The 18923-nt window shown below is 60.1% G+C and carries 18 protein-coding genes and 1 pseudogene; 9 read left to right on the forward strand and 10 right to left on the reverse strand.

Annotation, left to right across the window (positions count from 1 at the left end; all coding sequences use genetic code 11):
- Nucleotides 1–155: 155 nt before the first annotated feature.
- The 3 genes and pseudogenes from M3436_11985 to M3436_11995 all read left to right on the forward strand — a co-directional run bounded on the left by M3436_11985 (nt 156) and on the right by M3436_11995 (nt 3923).
- Nucleotides 156–1241, forward strand: a pseudogene (locus tag M3436_11985) (TIGR03032 family protein).
- 57 nt (nt 1242–1298) lie between these two features.
- Nucleotides 1299–2750 carry a siroheme synthase CysG gene (gene cysG, locus M3436_11990; GenBank protein ID MDQ3564822.1) on the forward strand — a complete coding sequence of 484 codons (1452 nt, stop codon included), beginning with the start codon at nt 1299–1301 and terminating at the stop codon, nt 2748–2750.
- A gap of 141 nt (nt 2751–2891) precedes the next feature.
- Entirely contained in the window at nt 2892–3923 is a 1032-nt protein-coding gene (locus M3436_11995) for a D-alanyl-D-alanine carboxypeptidase (protein ID MDQ3564823.1), read from the forward strand.
- Between the two features lie 42 nt (nt 3924–3965).
- Here M3436_11995 and M3436_12000 read toward each other — a convergent pair whose 3' ends face one another.
- The 6 genes from M3436_12000 to M3436_12025 form a co-directional block, all read right to left on the reverse strand.
- A complete protein-coding gene (locus M3436_12000; protein MDQ3564824.1) occupies nt 3966–4103 on the reverse strand; it encodes a hypothetical protein in 138 nt (45 codons plus the stop codon).
- Complete coding sequence (locus tag M3436_12005) at nt 4100–5638, reverse strand: OFA family MFS transporter (protein ID MDQ3564825.1); 1539 nt, start codon at nt 5636–5638, stop codon at nt 4100–4102. Before M3436_12005 ends, M3436_12000 begins: the two co-directional genes overlap by 4 nt.
- A 57-nt stretch (nt 5639–5695) precedes the next feature.
- A complete protein-coding gene (nhaD, locus tag M3436_12010) occupies nt 5696–7099 on the reverse strand; it encodes a sodium:proton antiporter NhaD (protein ID MDQ3564826.1) in 1404 nt (467 codons plus the stop codon).
- Nucleotides 7100–7167: 68 nt separating this feature from the next.
- The gene (locus M3436_12015) at nt 7168–8763 is read right to left on the reverse strand and encodes a glycogen/starch synthase (protein MDQ3564827.1); all 1596 of its coding nucleotides are present in this window, start codon (nt 8761–8763) and stop codon (nt 7168–7170) included.
- Between the two features lie 300 nt (nt 8764–9063).
- Nucleotides 9064–9948, reverse strand: a complete 885-nt coding sequence (locus tag M3436_12020; GenBank protein ID MDQ3564828.1) for a transposase — start codon at nt 9946–9948, stop codon at nt 9064–9066.
- 179 nt (nt 9949–10127) lie between these two features.
- Nucleotides 10128–11918, reverse strand: a complete 1791-nt coding sequence (locus M3436_12025; GenBank protein MDQ3564829.1) for a glycoside hydrolase family 15 protein — start codon at nt 11916–11918, stop codon at nt 10128–10130.
- Nucleotides 11919–12588: 670 nt separating this feature from the next.
- Between M3436_12025 and M3436_12030 the strand changes: the two genes are divergently transcribed.
- The 5 genes from M3436_12030 to M3436_12050 all read left to right on the forward strand — a co-directional run bounded on the left by M3436_12030 (nt 12589) and on the right by M3436_12050 (nt 17002).
- Nucleotides 12589–12924, forward strand: coding sequence for a four-helix bundle copper-binding protein (locus tag M3436_12030; GenBank protein MDQ3564830.1), 336 nt, complete (start codon nt 12589–12591; stop codon nt 12922–12924).
- A 348-nt stretch (nt 12925–13272) separates the two neighbouring features.
- Nucleotides 13273–13725 (forward strand): BON domain-containing protein, encoded by a 453-nt coding sequence (locus tag M3436_12035; GenBank protein MDQ3564831.1) that lies wholly within the window; start codon nt 13273–13275, stop codon nt 13723–13725.
- Between the two features lie 230 nt (nt 13726–13955).
- Entirely contained in the window at nt 13956–14279 is a 324-nt protein-coding gene (locus tag M3436_12040; protein MDQ3564832.1) for a hypothetical protein, read from the forward strand.
- Nucleotides 14280–14563: 284 nt separating this feature from the next.
- Nucleotides 14564–16576: an AsmA family protein gene (locus tag M3436_12045; protein MDQ3564833.1), complete on the forward strand. Its 2013-nt coding sequence runs from the start codon at nt 14564–14566 to the stop codon at nt 16574–16576.
- Nucleotides 16577–16819: 243 nt separating this feature from the next.
- Nucleotides 16820–17002 (forward strand): hypothetical protein, encoded by a 183-nt coding sequence (locus M3436_12050; GenBank protein ID MDQ3564834.1) that lies wholly within the window; start codon nt 16820–16822, stop codon nt 17000–17002.
- Between the two features lie 99 nt (nt 17003–17101).
- Here M3436_12050 and M3436_12055 read toward each other — a convergent pair whose 3' ends face one another.
- From M3436_12055 to M3436_12070, 4 genes are all read right to left on the reverse strand, one after another.
- A complete protein-coding gene (locus M3436_12055) occupies nt 17102–17194 on the reverse strand; it encodes a hypothetical protein (GenBank protein ID MDQ3564835.1) in 93 nt (30 codons plus the stop codon).
- A 95-nt stretch (nt 17195–17289) separates the two neighbouring features.
- Nucleotides 17290–17460, reverse strand: a complete 171-nt coding sequence (locus M3436_12060; GenBank protein ID MDQ3564836.1) for a hypothetical protein — start codon at nt 17458–17460, stop codon at nt 17290–17292.
- Nucleotides 17461–17484: 24 nt separating this feature from the next.
- A complete protein-coding gene (locus tag M3436_12065) occupies nt 17485–18099 on the reverse strand; it encodes a YihY/virulence factor BrkB family protein (protein MDQ3564837.1) in 615 nt (204 codons plus the stop codon).
- Complete coding sequence (locus M3436_12070) at nt 18045–18266, reverse strand: hypothetical protein (protein MDQ3564838.1); 222 nt, start codon at nt 18264–18266, stop codon at nt 18045–18047. Before M3436_12070 ends, M3436_12065 begins: the two co-directional genes overlap by 55 nt.
- A 99-nt stretch (nt 18267–18365) precedes the next feature.
- Here M3436_12070 and M3436_12075 point away from each other — a divergent pair, with 99 nt between their 5' ends.
- Entirely contained in the window at nt 18366–18725 is a 360-nt protein-coding gene (locus M3436_12075; GenBank protein ID MDQ3564839.1) for a hypothetical protein, read from the forward strand.
- Nucleotides 18726–18923 lie beyond the last annotated feature (198 nt).

The following is an 18923-nucleotide window of genomic DNA, read 5'->3' on the forward strand; positions in this document are numbered from 1 at the left end:
AACCCACGGATGCGATCACACCATTGACGCTTCGGTCTTCGGCGGCGCGGTCTTCCCACCTTACCGCAAATCCGCCCACCGTGTTTCTTCCAAACGCCTTCCGTCACGGGCGGTTATTCAGCTAACCCACCCTGTCATCGGCTATAGTGGCTCTCATGGCCGAAAATCGCACGGGATCCGCCAAACCCGGTCTGGAGCTGACGGGTTCACGCCAGTTCACGAGCTGGCTCGCGGAACAACACGTCAGTCTCGCCTTTACCACCTATCAGTCGGGGAAGCTCTTCTTTATCGGCCTGCGCGCCGACGGCCGGCTGTCGGTATTCGAGCGCACCTTCAACCGCTGTCTAGGGCTGTATGCCACGGCGGAGACGCTCTACGTGACCTCGCTTTATCAATTATGGCGCTTCGAGAATTTCCTTTCCCCGGGCCAAAGGCATCAAGGTTATGATCGGCTCTACGTGCCGCAGATCGGTTATACCACTGGGGATCTCGACATCCATGATGTGGCCGTGGATAAGGAAGGGCGCGTGGTGTTCGTGAACACCCTGTTCAGTTGCCTTGCCGTCGTGCCGAGCACTACAGCTTCATCCCCCTATGGAAGCCGCCGTTTATCAGCAAGCTCGCCGCCGAGGATCGCTGCCATCTGAACGGTCTAGCCATGGAGTCTGGCCGGCCGCGTTATGTCACCGCCGTGAGTGAGAGTGACGTGCACGACGGCTGGCGCGATAGACGGCAGGACGGGGGGAGGTCGTGATCGATGTGGCCAGCAACGCGATCGTGCTCGGCGGTCTCTCCAGCCGCACTCCCCGCGGCTCTACCGGGGTAAGCTGTGGCTGCTCGATCCCGGCAGCGGCTACTTCGGCTACGTGGACCTCCCGCAGGGCCGGTTCGAGCGGGTTACCTTCTGCCCCGGCTACGCGCGGGGCTTGAGCTTCATCGGGGATTTTGCCGTGGTGGATCTGTCGCTCTGCCGCGAGAACCGCACCTTCTCCGGCCTCGCATTGGACGACAACCTTCGAGAGCGCAAGGCGGAGGCCCGCTGCGGCTTGCAGGTGATCAATCTCAGGAGCGGTGATGCGGTACACTCGCTGCGCATCGAGGGGGTGGTCAAAGAATTATACGATGTGGCGGTGTTGCCGGGCGTTCGCAGGCCGATGGCCTTGGGCTTCAAAACCGAGGGGATCCGCCGGATCCTGAATATCTCAGCCGAAGCGGTGAGCGCGAACGGCGTTGCTGTCTAATGCCAGTGGCCAATACTATAATCGCCTCATTAACGGACTAGCCCGGCGCCCTAAACAATGTTTCACCTACCCATCTATTACCAGGTCAAAGACCGCCCGTGTCTGGTCGTGGGCGGCGGTGAGGTGGCCGCGCGAAAAGCCGAGCTGTTACTTCGGCGCGCAGCGCGGGTGATTGTCGTCGCGCCGCGGATCAGCTTGCGCTTAAGGAGCTTGTCAGAGACGGGAGCGATTACGCATGTTGGGCGAGAATTCAAGCCGGACGACCTGCGGGAAGCATGGCTCGCGTTCGCCGCAACCGACGACCCGGAAATCAACGCAACGGTGGCTCGCCACGCCCGGCGCCTCGGGGTTCCGGTGAATGTGGCCGATGATCCAGCGTGTTGCACGTTTATCATGCCATCGATCATCGAGCGTGCGCCGGTTCAGATTGCGGTTTCCACGGGCGGCGCCTCTCCGGTGCTTGCGCGCCTGCTCCGCGCTCGATTGGAAACACTGATCCCCGCCGCATACGGTCGCCTCGCTGCATTAATGGCTGAGTTTCGTGATCGCGCCCGTTTGCGTTTTAACGACCCCACCGCGCGCCGGCGGTTTTGGGAACGGATCCTCCAGGGACCCATCGCGGAGATGCTATTCGCTGGACGCGAGCGAGCGGCGGTGACCGCGTTAACCCGGGAATTCGATGCCGAATCGCCCGGCCCGAAACTCGTGGGCGAGGTTTACTTAGTGGGCGCCGGCCCGGGCGATCCGGACCTTTTGACCTTCCGGGCCCTGCGATTGATGCAGCAAGCCGATGTTGTGCTCTATGACCGTCTTGTAGCCCCCGCCGTGCTTGATCTCGTGCGTAAGGATGCCGAGCGCATCTATGCCGGGAAGGAAAGCAGCCGCCATTCCGTACCGCAGCACGAGATCCACCGCAAACTCATCGAGCTCGCCCGCCAAGGCCAGCGAGTGCTGAGACTCAAGGGCGGCGATCCGTTCATCTTCGGGCGCGGGGGCGAGGAAATCGACACGCTCTCGGCGGAGGGCATCCCGTTTCAGGTGGTGCCCGGTATCACGGCGGCCGCCGGCTGCGCGTGCTACGCCGGCATCCCCTTGACACACCGGGATTACGCTCAGTCCTGTGTATTCGTCACCGGGCACCTCAAGGAAGGCTCCTTGGACCTCAACTGGGATGCCTTGGTGCAACCACGGCAAACGATCGCCGTCTATATGGGCTTGCAAGGGCTCGCCCTTCTCTGCCAGGGATTGCTATCGCACGGCATGGCTGGCGAGACTCCGGTCGCACTGATCCATCAAGGCACCACCCCGTCGCAGCGGGTGATCATCGGAAATTTAAACAGCGTGCCGTCTCATGCCCAAGATGAGAATATACGCGCGCCTCTCATGGTTATCGTCGGCGAAGTGGTGCGGTTACACGAGAAGCTCGCGTGGTTTAATCCGCCCGGCCGCGCCACCGAGACTGGCTCGACGGGGACAGCGGATCACACCGGCATCATCGAAAAGGTTTAGCGTTGCTTGCCGATAACGGGTAACGAACGTGGGGTGCTATTTGCTAGCTGTATAAACGCCATGTTGCGCACGGCTTACGAAGTTAGTTATCAACGAATGTAACGATCACGCATTTGCTTATTAAGGTTACCGAGGTTTCATATGCTTAGGATTGCCAAACCTTGCCGCTTCGGGCCGGTGCGTGCCGGAGCATTGGCGCGCCTTCCATTCATTTTCGCGCTGATGGTAGTCGGGATAACGGTCGCCCAGCCGCTGCAAGCCCAGCCGCCTTACGCCTCGATCGTCGTCGATGCACGCTCCGGCGCGGTAATACACGAGTTCAATGCCGATCACCGCGGGCAACCGGCTTCGCTCACGAAGATGATGACGCTGTATCTGGTCTTCGAAGCGCTCGAGCAGCAACAACTCAGGCTCGATCAGCAACTGCGGGTCTCGGCCCACGCGTCCCGGATGCAGGCGACTCGGCTGGGCCTACGCCGCGGCCAAATAATTCCCGTCGACGATGCCATCCTTGCCTTGATTACGCATTCGGCAAATGACGCGGCGGTGGTGCTCGCGGAAGCCCTTGGCGCCACCGAAACCAATTTCGCTCGCTTGATGACCGTGAAGGCCCGCTACCTCGGCATGCCCAACACTCGCTTTTACAACGCCTCCGGGCTGCCTGACCGCCGCCAGTACAGTTGCGCCCGCGATATGGTAACGCTGGGCCTGGCGTTGTTGAACGACTTCCCGCGGCATTATCCGCTGTTCGCGACGAAGCACTTCCGTTATAAGGGCCGCTTCTACCGTAACCACAACCACCTGCTCGGTGGATACGCCGGGAGCGATGGCATTAAGACCGGATATGTGCGCGCGTCGGGCTTCAACCTGGTCGCCTCGGCCAGGCGCGGTGATCGCCGGTTGCTCGCGGCGGTATTGGGCGGCCGAAGCGCGCGTTCTCGCGACCGCCAAATGGTGGAATTGCTCGACGCCGGTTTCACGAGCTTGGCGGGCGTGAAAGCGGTGGCGTCGCTTGCTGGCCCGCAGGCGCTCGCGGCGCCTCCAAAGCGCGGCCGGTACCGGGCGCATGCGGCGCGCGAACGATTGATCCCGGCAACAACGACGGCATCCGCTAAGCAAGTCGAGCCGGCGGTGCCGAACGAGGCAGATCTTTTTGGGGAGGGAGCCGATTGAACCCGATCGAGGGCGGGATCTTCACGTTAGCGCGATCACGTCTCAACCAAACAACAACTTCGCCTTCTCCAAGGTCCTAAAGATCCCCCAGAGTAGGGGTAAACCGACCAAGGTCCACGCGATGGCGACCAATAGCCAGCTCAGCGGGCTCGGGTGCTCGTGGTTTCCGGTTTCGCTCATAAGCGCTCGCGATTAGTTTCTGCTTTCCAACCGCCCTCGTGCGCCATAAGGCGCTCGGTGGCTAATTCTTCGTCGCTCATGTAGTACTTCGGAGCCACAGGCCGCATCGCGAGGTTACAGAAAAACCCCACTACGAGTAAACCCGCCAAGACATACATCGTGGTGTTGTAGGCTTGCGCCACGGGTACCCCGAGCCCCACTTGGTATTCGCGCAGGTAGTTCACGAGCACCGGCCCTAGTACTCCCGCCGTTGACCAGGCCGTTAACAAGCGGCCGTGGATGGCGCCGACGAATTGCGTGCCGAATATATCGGCCAGATAGGCCGGTATTGTGGCAAAGCCGCCGCCGTACATCGTCAGAATCAAGCAAAAGAGCCCGACGAACAGCGCGGCGTTCTTGATCTCCCCGGCGAAGGGCGCCGATGCATACAGCACCGCGCCCAAGGAAAAGAATAGAAAATAGGTACGCTTGCGCCCGATGTAATCGGATAGGGAAGCCCAGACGATGCGGCCGGCGATATTAAAGAGACTCAGTAGACCGGTGAACGCCGCCGCAATTGTCGCAACCTGCGCGGCTTGCTCGACGGTCAGGTCTTTGAGCGGCATGTCCGATCCGATGAGGTTGCCTCCGAATACCTCTTGGAGCATGGGCGAGGCCACGCCGATCACACCGATACCCGCGCTCACGTTCAGACAGAGCACGCCCCATAGGAGCCAAAAATGCGGCGTTTTATGCGCCATGTTGAGGTGCACATGCCCGGTCGTGATCATGCTCTTGCGGTTAGGGTTCGGCTGCCAGCCTGCCGGCGCCCATCCTAGCGGCGGCACGCGGTACCCGAAGGCCCCACCCATCATGGCGACAAAATAAATCGCGCTCAGCGTCACGAAGGTTTCCCACACGCCAACCGAATCGGGCCCCGCATAATACTTCATCAGTAGATCGGCGAGCGGCGCCCCGATCATCGCCCCGCCTCCGAACCCCATAATCGCCATGCCCGTGGCCATGCCGCGGCGATCCGGAAACCATTTGATCAACGTCGACACCGGCGAGATGTATCCCAGGCCCAAGCCGATCCCGCCGATCACCCCCGATCCGAGCCACAACAACCAGATGTGATGCCAGTACACTCCCGCCGCGGAGATCAAAAACCCTCCGGCCCAGCAACAGGCCGCGTAGACGCCGGCCTTGCGCGGACCTTCGCGTTCCAGCCAATGCCCGAAGACCGCGGCCGATGATCCGAGGAACACGAAGAACAGCGTATAGAGCCAACCGAGCGTACTGCGTTGCCAATCGCAAACCCCCGAGTCGCTATAGCCCAGAATTCCGCGCCAGGATTCGATGATCCCATCGGCCGTATCCGTGTCACAGGGAACCGGCTCGCTGATGCCGACCGCATGTTCGAGCGGGATCCAGAACACGCTGAACCCGTAGGCCATCCCGATGGACAGGTGGATCGCCAGCGCGGCGGGCGGCACCAGCCAGCGATTATAGTTCGGGCGCGCAATAGTTCGTTGCTTGGATAACCAGTTTGCCATTTTGCCTAGCTTATGTTTGATGTGGCCGCCGCGGATGATAGCGGGAGATGATCAGAATTAGAACGTATGCGCGTTCCAGGCTAAATGCACCGCTATGCTGGCGGCATACCCGAGCGCCACGGCCCACGTCCACTTGAGATGGGCAAAGAACGTATAGACTTCGCGCGCCTGCCCCATCAGCGCCACACCCGCCGGCGAGCCGATCGACAATAACGACCCGCCCACCCCGGCGGTCAGTGTGACGAGCAGCCACTGGCCGAGCGACATCTCAGGGTTCATCGTTAAGACCGCGAACATGACCGGAATATTGCCGATCACCGAGGAGCCCACGCCCACGAGGATGTTCGCCGCGGTGGGCCCGAGATCCACGTAAAGCGTCTGCGACACGAGCGCCAGATACCCGAAGGCGCCGAGACCGCCGACGCACAACATTACGCCGTAATAAAACATTAAGGTATCCCACTCGATGCGCTTCATGCTGATGAAGATATCGAAGGGCTTGACCGCGGGCTTGTAACAATCGCGAATGTTCAATGCTTCCGAATCCAACTCGGGCAACGAAGTCCACCGCCGTAATTCAGTGCGGCGGATGACATGCCCGTAGACCATAAGCAGCCCAAGCCCCGTCATCATGCCGAGAAACGGTGGCAGATGGGCGAAATGGTATAGTGCGACCGTCATCGCGATGGTCGCGACAAACAAGACGATAATGACATACCCTCCCGGTTTGGCCGGGACAAGCTCGCGGAACGCGGCGGGTCGTCCGGCGCGAACCGATAAGGAGATGATCGCGGCCGGGACCAGCCAATTGACCGCCGCCGGTAGGAACAAGGCGAAAAAATCTCCGAACCCGACCGTGCCTTTTTGCCATACCATCAGCGTGGTGATGTCGCCGAAAGGGCTAAATGCGCCGCCGGCGTTGGCGGCCACGACGATATTGATGCACGCCGCGGCGACGAATCCAGGGTGGCCCGCGCCAACGGCCAATACCACCGCGCCCATGACCAGGGCGGTGGTAAGGTTATCGGCGATCGGGGAAATAAAAAACGCCAAGAGTCCGGTAAGCCAGAACACCGCCCGTAAGGAAAATCCCGCCGCGGCCAGCCACGACCGCAAGGCCTTGAAGATGTTGCGCTCCTCCAGGGTATTGACATAGGTCATCGCCGACAGCAAAAACAGCATCAGCTCCGCGAACTCCAGAAGATAATGGCGAACGGCCTGTGCAACCTCCGGCGCTCGTCCGGCATCGGCGTAGGCGATCGCCACGAGCAGCCAGATGACCCCCGCCGCGACGATAACCGGCTTGGACTTACGCAGCCCGATGATTTCCTCGCTGACGACGAGTCCATACGCCAAAACGAAAATGCCGAGTGCGGCGATACCGAGCGTACTGCCGGTTAAATCAAGCAAGATGGCCTCCTGTTGCTGTGTCGCTTGTACCGGTGCGTCAATAGGTAGAATGCGGAGGAATAGCGCGCACGAAATGAGGACGACGAAATAACTCTACCGCTAAAAGTAGGTGGCAACAGTTATTCCGAACGATAGAGGTAGTGTACATATTCTCGAACGGTGTCGCCCCACAAGAACCTCTTTTCGAATGCAGTCTCACGAATCGCTTGGAAACCTGCTGGATCTTCAGTCAGTACGTTGACGGCCCTGAAGACCGTATGCACGAAGTTCTTCGCTTGCGCTTCAAGACCCTCGCCGTTGAATGCGAAACCTGTCCTACCGTCTTGAACCGTGTCCTTCAACCCACCGGTGTGGTGAACGACACAGGGCTGGCCATCGCGCATGGCAAGCATCTGGCTAATCCCGCACGGCTCGAAGGAGCTCGGCATCAAGAAGAGATCGCCGTTTGCAAACAGGCCCGCCGCGCAATTGCTGTCAAAACCATTGATAAAAACGAAATTGTGAAATCGGTTACTCAAGTCGAACAGAAAGCGCTCCAAGTCGCGGTCCCCCATCCCCAAAAGGATCAAGACACCGTCCGTGGACAGCCCCTCCAGGATTTGTTCTAGGGCGGGTTTGCCTTGGCCGGCGTCGGCACGCATCAACCGTAGTTTCTGATTCACTATTCGTGTCACACAAGTTAGGAGGACGTTGGATCGGCGGGCCGAGGCTCGGAGTAAGTGAATTCGCTTCAAAGCGAGGTGGTGGACGGCGGCCTTGCTCGCGCCGCGTGACACGGTATCGCCTAGGAGCTGGAGTAATTGCCGGTAAGCCGGCAAATCACGCGGCGGCAGTTTTCGCTCGTCGTAATCGCACCCGTTCAGAATGCCGAACAAGCGGCCTTCACGATCGGCCGTCTGAAGGTCGCCTTCGATGCCCTCGCCGCCGCAATAGGAGGCGTCCGGGTCGCTCCGCCGCGGAATGCTTGGCGCGAGGATTTCCGACTTATACCCCGGTGAGACCAGATGCACCGCATCGGCGAGGCGCACGCCAATGGCCATGGGATTCAGGCAATTCCGGTACTCTGGATCGGCCAGCTTATCGGTAGCCTTGACAGCGATATACGGATACCAAGTCTCCAGGGACGAAGGATCCCCGCGTAGCGGGCGTATGCCCTGAAGGGCTACGTTGTGGATCGTGTAAACCGTCCGCAGCTCCCGCAATGCCTCAAAGCTCTCGTCAAAAGAGCGGAGGATCAACAGGAACGCAGCGTGCCAGTCATGCAGATGAACACGATTGACCTCGCCGAATACCTTGCGTTTCAAGCCTTCGGCGACGGCGGCGCAGAAACAAGCATACTTCGTCGCGTCAGTCGCGAAGGGCCGCTTGGGCGGGTCATCACAATAGATCTCAAGCTGGTTCGTCTCCGGATCGCGCGTTTCAAACCGCGCATGGTGCAAGACGAGATGCCGCACCTTGGGATTAGGCTTTTTCCCGGGAACTTCAAATAGGACAACCCCTTCCCGAGATCCCGCGAAGGGAAAATGGTATATGTCGAGTAGCCTTGCGCCTTCGAGCTTGTCCAGGAAGCCGTGGGAGGGTACGACCACGGTGATCCGGCAGTTATGTAAGGACGCCAAGGCGGGCGCCACGTCACGCACTACATCGCCGATACCGCCGGCCTTCGCGTCCTGTCCCGCAGGAGTCTTGATGCCATCGTTTTCGGAAGCGGCCATAAGAACGTGGAGCGCGCTTTTCATGGAGATAGAAGCGGCATTATCAACTGATCATACTTGAGATATTCTATGCGAGGATGCGCCGGAGAATCTGGATCGTCGCTCTCGGCCTGACGCTGGTTCGCTGGCCGTTTAAGGCCTGGGGCGCCGATGCCGTGTTCCGTGTTGTCCGGCTTCTACCACGTCTACGAGCGCCTGCGCGTGGACGAGCGGATCACGTTCCGCTTCGTCAATCGCGGCGGTTGCATCGTCGACGAGTATAGCCTGACAAAATAGAGAATACGGGTCACGTCCCATCTCTCACTCCATCTCTTTGATCACACGACTAACCGTAGAAGACGACACGCCGAATGCCGTGGCGATCATCGTTTGCGTGTATCCCCCCTCCTTAAACGCCAAGGTTATGCGCCCATCGCGCTCGGCTCTGCTGGCCCCCGCGAGCGCGTAGCTACGGAGTGGTTTCGCTCTCGCTGGACGGCGCTGCTGGGCTTTATTCACCTGAGCTCGCGGCTTATCGTGGCCGGATAGGCCTGCCAGCCGCTGCATGCGCTCGATAAATTTGTCGCCGCCCAAGAATATTTGCTGCTGGAGGTGGTCGTCCCACAGATTGACGCCTGCGCCTTGAGCCACGAACTCGGCATATTTGCTGGCAGCGGTCGCTTGGCTCTTTTTTGGAGCGAGTTGCGCGTACAACGGCTTGCTGTCTAACCACGGCGGGCGCACCGCTAGCCCGGTGTGGGCTCGGTAGCTGCTCCATGCGTAGGCGTGCGGGTGTTTGACCAGGCGGGCGCGCACGGGATTAAGGTCAACGTAGCGACAGACCTCTAACAGGTAGCTATCGGCATCGACCAAGATGGCTTTGAAACGGCCTTGAAACAGATGCCCCACGAGGCCGTGGCGCCGGTTAAACGTTTGCGTGTAGACGCCATTGATGTGCCGCATCACGCGCGAGAGGTTGGCTTGACGAGTATGCAGCACCAGGTGGTAATGATCGCCCATCAAGCAATACGCCCACGCTCGCGCGTCAAAACGCTTTAGCGCTTGCGCCAGCACCTCGACAAACGCCGACCGATCAACGTCGTCCAAGGCCATCGGCTCTCGCCTATCGCCACGCGAGGTGATGTGATACACCGCCCCTTCGTATTCGATTCTTAGGGGCCTCGCCATGTGGCGAGAATAGATCATAGAGACCGTCTATGCAAGATGGGAGACTTGACCCTTTATAAGGGCGATGGCGTTAGCCGCTGTGGCCCTGGCGGGGGTTTTGACGACGGCTATGTGGTCGGTTTTGAGCGAGACGACGACGCGGGCATCACCAGCCCGTTTTTGGCCTTCTGACCTTTGCATTCGGCGCACCGCGCGCTTCACTGCTTTTGCCGGTCCTCGCAAGGACCACCCGCCCTCGTCAAATTACGCGCGGTGTTGATAAGCCCGATATGCGAAAACGCCTGCGGGAAGTTTCCGAGCAGCCGCTTGCCTTGCGGGTCATACTGCTCCGCGAGGAGGCCGACATCGTTGCGCAGATCTAAGAGCCGTTCGAAGATCTCACGGGCCTCGACGTACCGGCCCTGGAGGGCGAGATTGTCAGCGAGCCAAAAGGTGCAGAGCAGGAATGCGCCCTCGCCCGGAGGCAAGCCGTCGACTTCCGGCAGAGTCGAGTAACGATCAACGAAGCTCTCACGCATCAAGTTCTGCTGTATAGCGGCGACGGTGCCCCGCATGCGCGGATCGGAAGCCGGCAGGAAGCCGACGAGCGGGAGCATCAATAGATTGGCATCGATCTGTTTCGCTCCATAGTACTGGACGAAGGACTGCAGATCGGAATCGAAGCCCTTCCGGCAGATCCGCTCGTGGATCGTGTGCCGCAGTTGCCGCCAGCGATCGACGGGCCCCTCCAAGCCGAGATTCTCCACGGTCTTGACAGCACGGTCCATCGCGACCCAGGCCATTACCTTGGAATGAGTGAAATGGCGTAACGGTCCGCGGACTTCCCAGATCCCCGCATCGGGCTTATCCCAGTTGGTCTCCAGGAAATCCATGAGCGCCCGCTGTACGCGCCAGGCATTTTCGCTCGGATCAAGCCCGGCACGGCGCGCCAGATAAAGCGCATCCATGACCTCTCCCCAGACATCCAACTGATGCTGGCTATAGGCGGCATTACCGATGCGCACCGGAGCGGCTCCTTCATAGCCGGGCAACCAGCTAAGCTCCAATTCTGGCAAGCGCCGCTCTCCGCCCAAGCCATACAACATCTGGATCTCCGACGGATCCCCGGCCACGGCGTTGATCAACCACTCGCGCCAGGCACGGGCTTCCTGCGTATAACCATTGTCCATCAAGGCGTAGAGCGTGAACGTCGCATCCCGAAGCCAGCAGTATCGGTAGTCCCAATTGCGCACCCCGCCCGGATGCTCGGGCAGTGAAGTGGTCGCGGCGGCGACGATCCCGCCGGTCGGCGTATAGGTCAAGGCCTTGAGCGTGATCAAGGAACGCAGCACCGCATCCCGCCATTCGCCCCGATAGGTGCAGCGATCCGACCATTCCAGCCACCAAGCTTCGGTGTCCCGGAGATCTTGTCGCGGCGATCTTTCGTCCGGTTCCGGCTCATGGGTCGGGCACCAAGTCAATTCGAAGGGGATATGCTGTCCGGCCGACACCTCGAAGTCGGCCACCGTGTGCAGATTTTCTCCGCAGAGGGCGACATCGCTGCGGAGGTACAACGTATCCGGTCCGGCGGTCGCGCGAATGCCCCGTTCCGTTCGGCGCACCCACGGGATCACCCATCCATAGTCGAAGCGGATGATTAGCTCCATCCGCATGCGTACTCGCCCACGCTTGCCCTCGACCAGCCGTAGCAGGTCCGGTACCGCCGTGCGGGGCGGCATCCAATCGATAAGCGTTACTACGCCCTCGTCGGTCTCGTAATCGGTCTCCAGGATAAGGGTGCCTTCGCGATAACGCCGCCGGATATTGCGGATAGGTGCGGCCGGTGCGAGTAACCAGCGACCGTGTTCCGGCGTGCCTAGCAGCGCGGCGAAGCACGCCCCGGAATCGAAACGGGGAAAACAAAGCCAATCGATGGACCCGTCACGCGCCACAAGCGCGGCGGTCTCGCAATCTCCAATCAGTGCGTAATCTTCGATACGGGATGGCATCGTCTATCGAACCGCGGCGTAGCAGGCGAAAATCTGGCCCGGGCTTTCCTCACTGGGCTCGTCGTAATACCAGGCACACAAAAGAAAGTCGGCGGGAGGGAAAAGCCGCGCCAGTTCAACTGGAGTAGGGAATAATTCTGTCAAGATCATTGGCTGTTTTCCGTGCGGACGTCGCTTGATGCTTCCGCATCGCGAATCAGCGCATGATCTGCGGCAATAACCATACCCATTGCCAGTACATTGTCCAACCACCATCATGCGAGCGAACCGGCATCCAGTACCCGCCGTCAATCGTGATATGGGCATTCACCGGCATGACAAAATCTTAGCTCCCCGAGATGTACCGCACGCGTAAGAATTTCTGATCGAGGGAAAAAAATACCGATGGGCAGGGACACGTCCCGGACGGTCCCATCCATCGTTTCAAGCAAGCAGCGCCGGATCGCGCAACGGTACGAAGGTTGCTGTGCGAAGGTTTCAGATAAGCTCGGGTTTTCAGACTGAGATCCACACATGGCTAAGCGGTAGACTAAGCGGACCCTTCCACCTCAACACCAGGCTCGCCAACCTGGGATCGAGACGGAGATGCGACCGCAACCCGCATCGGGTAAGTTCAGTTATACGGGGTGCGGAAAGTAGTTTAAATTCTTCTACCGTTGTGGAGGTATCTATGAATGAGACATTGCGCCAATGTATCCAGGAATGCGTTAACTGCCACGGTATTTGTCTGAACACTATTACCTATTGTTTAGAGCAAGGCGGCCGACACGCCGAGGGCGGCCATATCCGGCTGTTAATCGATTGCGCCGAGATCTGTCAGACTAGCGCGAACTTCATGCTTCGCGGCTCCTCACTGCATGCACGTACCTGCGCTGTGTGCGCCGAGATATGCGCTCAGTGCGGCGAAGATTGCGGGCAGTTCAAGGACGATGCCCATATGCAGCGCTGTGCGGAAGCATGCCGGCGCTGCGCCGAATCCTGCCGAGAAATGGCGGCGCATGGCTAGTCCCAAGTAAATCTTACCTGCCCTTTTGCAATTGTTGCCAATGGTTCTCGTGATGGAGGTTCTGATCTACGCGGTCCATCGTTCTTTGTCCCGCGTTTTTAATAGCTTGCGATCGGTACCCCTGGGTTGGCATGGCACATGCGCCATATGACATGCCTCTAACCGAGAGGGCCATCTTACTACGGCAAGATACCCGTCGGATCTGGCAAGAGGATCCTGGCCAGGCTATAGCGGGCGGGAGCCGTATTTCGCGCATGCACAAACTGCGTTTGCGATAAAAGGGTTCCAGCGTTGCTTCGCCTGGTGGGGATCTGCTTAATTTCATTTTCCCTTGAAAGGAGGATAACCATGAAACAACTTCGGACCGTTGCGGCGATCTCGGCGATTACACTCATAGCGGTCGCCCCAACGTTCGCCGAGCAGCCGAGAGATGCTCAAGGCCAGACGGGTGTGACAGGGAGTCAGACTACCACGGAACAGGCTGCTGCTGGTCAGAGGACGAGGACAGCCGAGAAAGACGAGCATCAGGCTCTTGTCGCACGCGTGGAGGCGGCGCTACGTGCGGATCCCGCTCTCGTGAATGCTAGAAACCTGGTAGTCCTTAGCGCTGGGAGCGGAGAAGTCACGCTAAGCGGGTCGGTCAACACGAAAGCGCAGGCGGCCCGGGCGGTGCAGGTGGCACGTAACGTCGCCGGGGTTAAAGGTATCGAAGATAAGTTAGTGCTTGAGAGCGAAGCCCACGTTCCGGCGACACCACATCAGTCCACTACTGTCGACGCAGAGAAAGCAGAAACTGAATAGTCTGAAAGCAGCTGCGGAGGATCTTTCGAGATGTCGCTGTCGAGATCCGCGCCATTAGGCAAGAAGACCGAAGGCAGGACCTGACCCCAGCTCGGCCCCCTACACCCACCCGAAACCCTTCCCGGCGCGAGGTTAACATGAACACAGGTAAAAGGTCCCATCAACGCGAGATTAGGTGGTCAAATGTCGTGCTTAATCGCAACTATTAAACAAGAACGGAGGAAATAGAGATGAAACGCAAAACGCTAGTCGGACTAATCGCGGGTAGCTTGGGCTTGGTGGCAGGGGTTGGCTGTTCAGCGGAGGCCACCCATACCGCACAAGCATTGGAGCATGCCCAGGCGGCGGTTAAGGAAAGTACCATTCAGGGTATCCAAGAGCATGCGCAGGTGTCGTTGACACATGTCCAAGCGGCTGAGCAAGCCAAGGAAGCAGGCGCGGAGCACTTGACCGCAGCCGAAAGCGCTCTCAATAACGCGCTCCAAGCGCAGGACGCTGGCAGTGCCAAGATGGCCGTGGAAAGCGCCGAAAGCCATCTCAGGATGATCGAGTAAACCAAGCAAGGAATTCTACCCAGCTGAGGCAAGCAGGCGGGCAGGAAGCGCCTAGATCGGTGGCCCGCGGGGCCGCGCGGCTATACGCTTCTCTTGGGCGCGCGATCCGGTCGCCATGCTGCCTGGGGAGCTTTAAAAGTGGCGTCTCCTTGTAACTCCTCTCCATCTCCGAGCGTCGCTCCGTTGAGAACGCCCCTCGATTCCGCCGGCACGAAACCTGCCCAATGCTTCTTCAACGGCTCTAGCTCCCACGGCTTCAGTCCAAGAACGCCCTTACCGATTACATGCTTCGCAAGGTCGCAATCGCCGTCGTCATCCTCTTCGCCAGCGCCGTCGCGGCGCTGGTGATCGTCGTCACAGTCTTCGACTTCAACTGGCTCAAACCGCTCATCACGGCGCGAGTGGCCAACTTTTCGGGACGCCAGCTCGAGATCGGCGGCGATCTCAACGTTCGCAAGTCACTGACCCCGAACGTGGAGACCTCTGACATCCGGTTCGAGAACGCGAAGTGGGCGAAGGATCCGGAGTTCGTGGCAATCGAGAGGCTTCGCTTCGGCATCAAGCTGCTCGAATTGCTTCGCGGCCGCGTGGTGATGCCCTATCTGGAGATCGAGGGCCTGCGAGTGAACCTCGAGAAAGACGCGGAGGGCCAGGCCAACTGGCAGTTGACCGGCGCATCGCCGGCAGAGGCCGCGGCCGAGACGATCCTGCCTGAAGGCCGTACAGATTTCCCCGCCATCGGCGAGCTCAGCGTGCGGGATGCGCGCGTCGTGTATCGTGTCGCCGGCAAGACGCTGAGGGACGCGCAGATCGACGAGGCAACCGGTCACAGCGACAACAGGGGGGTCGCACTTCAAGCGCAGGGGAAATATCAGGAGCGGCCGTCGCAGATCCGAGTCGATGGAGACTCCATCGGGCGACTGTGGGCCGCGGACCGTCCTTATCCGATCGAGATCAAGCTCGAGACCGGCGCACCCCCTGACACACCCAAGGAGAGGTTCGCGGCGCACGCGAAGGGTACGCTCAGCAACGCTTTCGACCAGGGACGCTTCGGCGTGAAGCTCACGGTCGAAGGCTCCGACATGGCTCAGCTCTATCCACTCGCCGGCGTCGTGCTTCCCAAGACGCCGCCGTACTCGTTGACGGGCATGCTCGGTAACAAAGCCGACGAGTGGAGGTTCGACGACTTTCAGGGTCGTATGGGCGATAGCGATCTAGCGGGCGACCTCGCCATTCGCACCGCTGCCGATCCACCGCGCATGGACGCACGCTTCGTTTCCGACGAGCTCGACTTCGACGATCTCGCGGGCTTGTTAGGGGCGCCGCCCTCGACTGGAGAAGGCGAGACCGCATCAGCCGAGCAGAAGGCGCAGGCGAAGCAGCAGGAAGCGGAGAAGCGAATCATTCCCGCGACCGCGATCGAGCTCGAGCGCCTGCACGCCATGGACGTACACGCAAAACTGGACGCGAAGCGCGTGATCACGAAGCGGATCCCCATCGACAACCTATCGCTCGCGATCGTGGTCGAAGACGGCGTGCTGCGGGCCAAGCCGGCGCGCTTCAAGCTCGGGGAAGGAGCGATCGACCTTGCGGTGACCCTGCACGCCGATAACAAGCCGGTGCGCGCCGAGGTCGAGGGAGAGCTTCGCAACGTCCCGCTATGGGCGCTGTTCAAGAGCACGGCGTTCCAAGACGAGAGCAGCGGTATGATCGACGGGCGAATGCATCTCGGCTCCGAGGGTGGCTCGGTGCGCGAGATGGCGGCTCACGTCGACGGCGAGGCTTTCGTTGCGATGTCGCGCGGCAAGATCAGCCACTTGCTGATGGAGCTCATCGGGCTCGACGTATTCGAATCGATCGGCGTCGCGATCAGCGGCGACGAGCCGATCGAGATCCGTTGCGCGCTCGCCAAGCTCGAGGCCGAAAACGGACGCGTGAAGGTCGATCCGCTGGTCATGGATACGACCGATACCAAGATCACCGGCAAGGGTAAGGTGGACCTCGCGTCGGAAAAGATCAACGTGCTGGTCACGCCCTATTCCAAGGACTTTAGCCCGTTCACGTTGCGTTCCCCGATTCGCGTCGGCGGCAAGCTCGCCGATCGGGACGTGTTCCCGGACGCCGCGAAATTGGGCCCCGGCGACAGGCTCAAGCAAATCGTGAGCACGACGCTGTCGGCGATCATCGGCCTGTTGCCGCCGATGGATATGGTGCTCGCCGATGACAGTCCGTGCCGGGATCTGCTGACGGAGGTGCGCGAGTCGATCACCGAAGTGTCGGAGACCCCGGTCCGTTGAAACGCTCGACGGCGGTAGTTCAGATTCAAGTGCTGCATCTCATTCGGTTCCATGGTGTGCTTGCACCTAACGCCAAGCTACACGTCCCGCCATTGTTCCGAGCCCGCCGGCCAACGCGACTGACAATCCATCACGCCACGGTAAGACACCCCCTCCCTCGACGCAGCTCGGCCTGAGCTGGGCCGGCTGCTCAACCGGGTGTTCGACGTCGACCTCGAGGAGTGCCCTCAATGCAGCGGTACTTTGAAGATCATCGCCGCCATCGAAGATCCGACTGTGATCGCCAAGATCCTCACGCATCTCGGCTTGCCCGACCACCAAGAGCACCGCCGCGGCACTTCGCTCCCAGTCGGTAGTGGTGCGCGCGCATTAAGTGCGCACGCGGCGAGCAGCGTGAGCACGACGAGAACCATCAGCGGAATGTAATCCTTCTAGCTCGCGTCGCGCCCTTTCTGCCGCCCGATGCACCTCGCTCGCGTCCTCTCGGGCGCCGCCTTTTTCGTGATTGACGAACTCGTCCGGGTCTTAGAGGAAACGCGTCCGACAGCCTTCGCTGCAAAAAAGGTAAAGCGCGCCATCGTGCTCCGCTCGGAGTTGCGGACGTTCATCGACTTCCATCCCGCAGACTGGATCGGTGGTGACGGTGTTCATTTCTAAAAAGCAGTTCTTTCCTCACAGGTTGTCGTACTCTCGCCGCACGCAGGCGAAAACGCTCATGACTGCTCGCCCCCGCCGCGGGATGCGGAAGAAGCGCGCTCCGGCGCCAGCGCGGTGAGTCCCTGCTGCGCGCGCATCTCGGCGGTGACCGCAGCCGCATTTCCCTCCGGGGCGATCGCGTGTCCAGTCGCCTTTGCATAGACCCGCGTGAATTCCGCTCCGGTCAAAAGAATTATCGACGTATAGTACACTCAGAGCAGCACGAGCACGACAGAGCCTGCCGCGCCGTAGCTCGACGCGGTGCTTTGGCGGCCGAGGTAGAAGCCGAGGAGAAACTTGCCGATTTCAAAAAACAGAGCGGTAACTGCCGCGCCGATCCAGACGTGACGCCAAGAGACGTTCGCATCTGGGAGCACTTTAAAAATCAGCGCGAAGAGCGTGGTGACTATCCCCGCGGAAACGACGAATGCGGTGATGCCCGCGGCCGCCTCCGAAATCGGAAACATGCCGCCAAAATATTTCATGAACGCCGCAAGTGCCGTGGTGAGCACGAGCGAGGTGAGCAGCAGGAAACCGATGACGAGCACCATGCCGAACGACAAGAGCCGCTCTTTCACAAAGCCGAGCAGGCCACTACTGCGGCGCGCTTTCACTTCCCAGATCGTATTCAGCGCATCTTTGAGCTGCCCGAAAACGCCCGACGCGCCGAGCAGCAGCGTCAGGAAGCCGATCGCGGTCGCCCATGCGCTATCGCTCGGCTTTGATGCGCTTTGCACCATCGATTGCACGGCCTTCGCGGCTTCCGGCCCCATCATGCCGCGCAGTTGATCGTCGAGATGCCCACGCACGGCGTCCGGTCCGAGCACCCCTCTCCGGCGATCCCGACGGCAATCACGAGGAGCGGCGCGATGGAAAAAATCGAGTAGTAAGCGAGCGCGGCGCTCAGCCGCAAAACGTTGTCCTCCATCCAATCGCCCGCCATTTCCTTGAGAAGGCTGCCAGTGGCGCGCAATCTCGATTTCCAGGCGCTCATACCGGTTCTATGCCGCCTTCTTGCGGCGGGCGGGTTTCGCGGCAGCCCCTGCGCCCGCCGGCTTTCGACAGGCTCTTCTGCAGGACCGCCACGAGGCCGATGACTTTCGGCGAACGTTTCGTGTTTCGCTCGCTTTTTCAGCGCCGCCGCGCGTTTCGCCGCACCCATCGCATGAAGGAGGAATCTGTCGCCGCCCGGGAATTCGAGATCGTTGATGAATCGATGAGCAACAGCGCCGTGTCGGAATCTCTATGTGTCCCGGTTTCGGCCTGCTTCTGGCCCATGGTGTTTACCGCGAATGCGTGTGTTGCGTATCGCGGACAGCAACCTCGCCGCGAACTAGAGCCTTTGCAGGGTCAGAGCATGTCTTTGCGCGGCTGCTCGGCTCGCGCCGCGCCAATGGCGATTTTCACATCTTTCTCTCTCGTATTCATATTGCCTCCTTCGTACGCTCATTGAGCAACGTGCGTGCCCCCTCCTTGTCGTCCGCGTCAATCTATTACGGATCAAGGAGATCCATTCGCGGCGGCAGGTGCTTGCACTAGCCCGCATTTCTCACCAATGTGTGGATACATGGGCTAAAGGCATTGATGAGGACATCAGAAAAGAAGGCCGCTTGAATTAGCCGCTGCGGTCGAGACGCCAACAGGACAAATC

It is taken from the genome of Pseudomonadota bacterium, assembly GCA_030859565.1.
Lineage (GTDB): Bacteria > Pseudomonadota > Gammaproteobacteria > JACCXJ01 > JACCXJ01 > USCg-Taylor.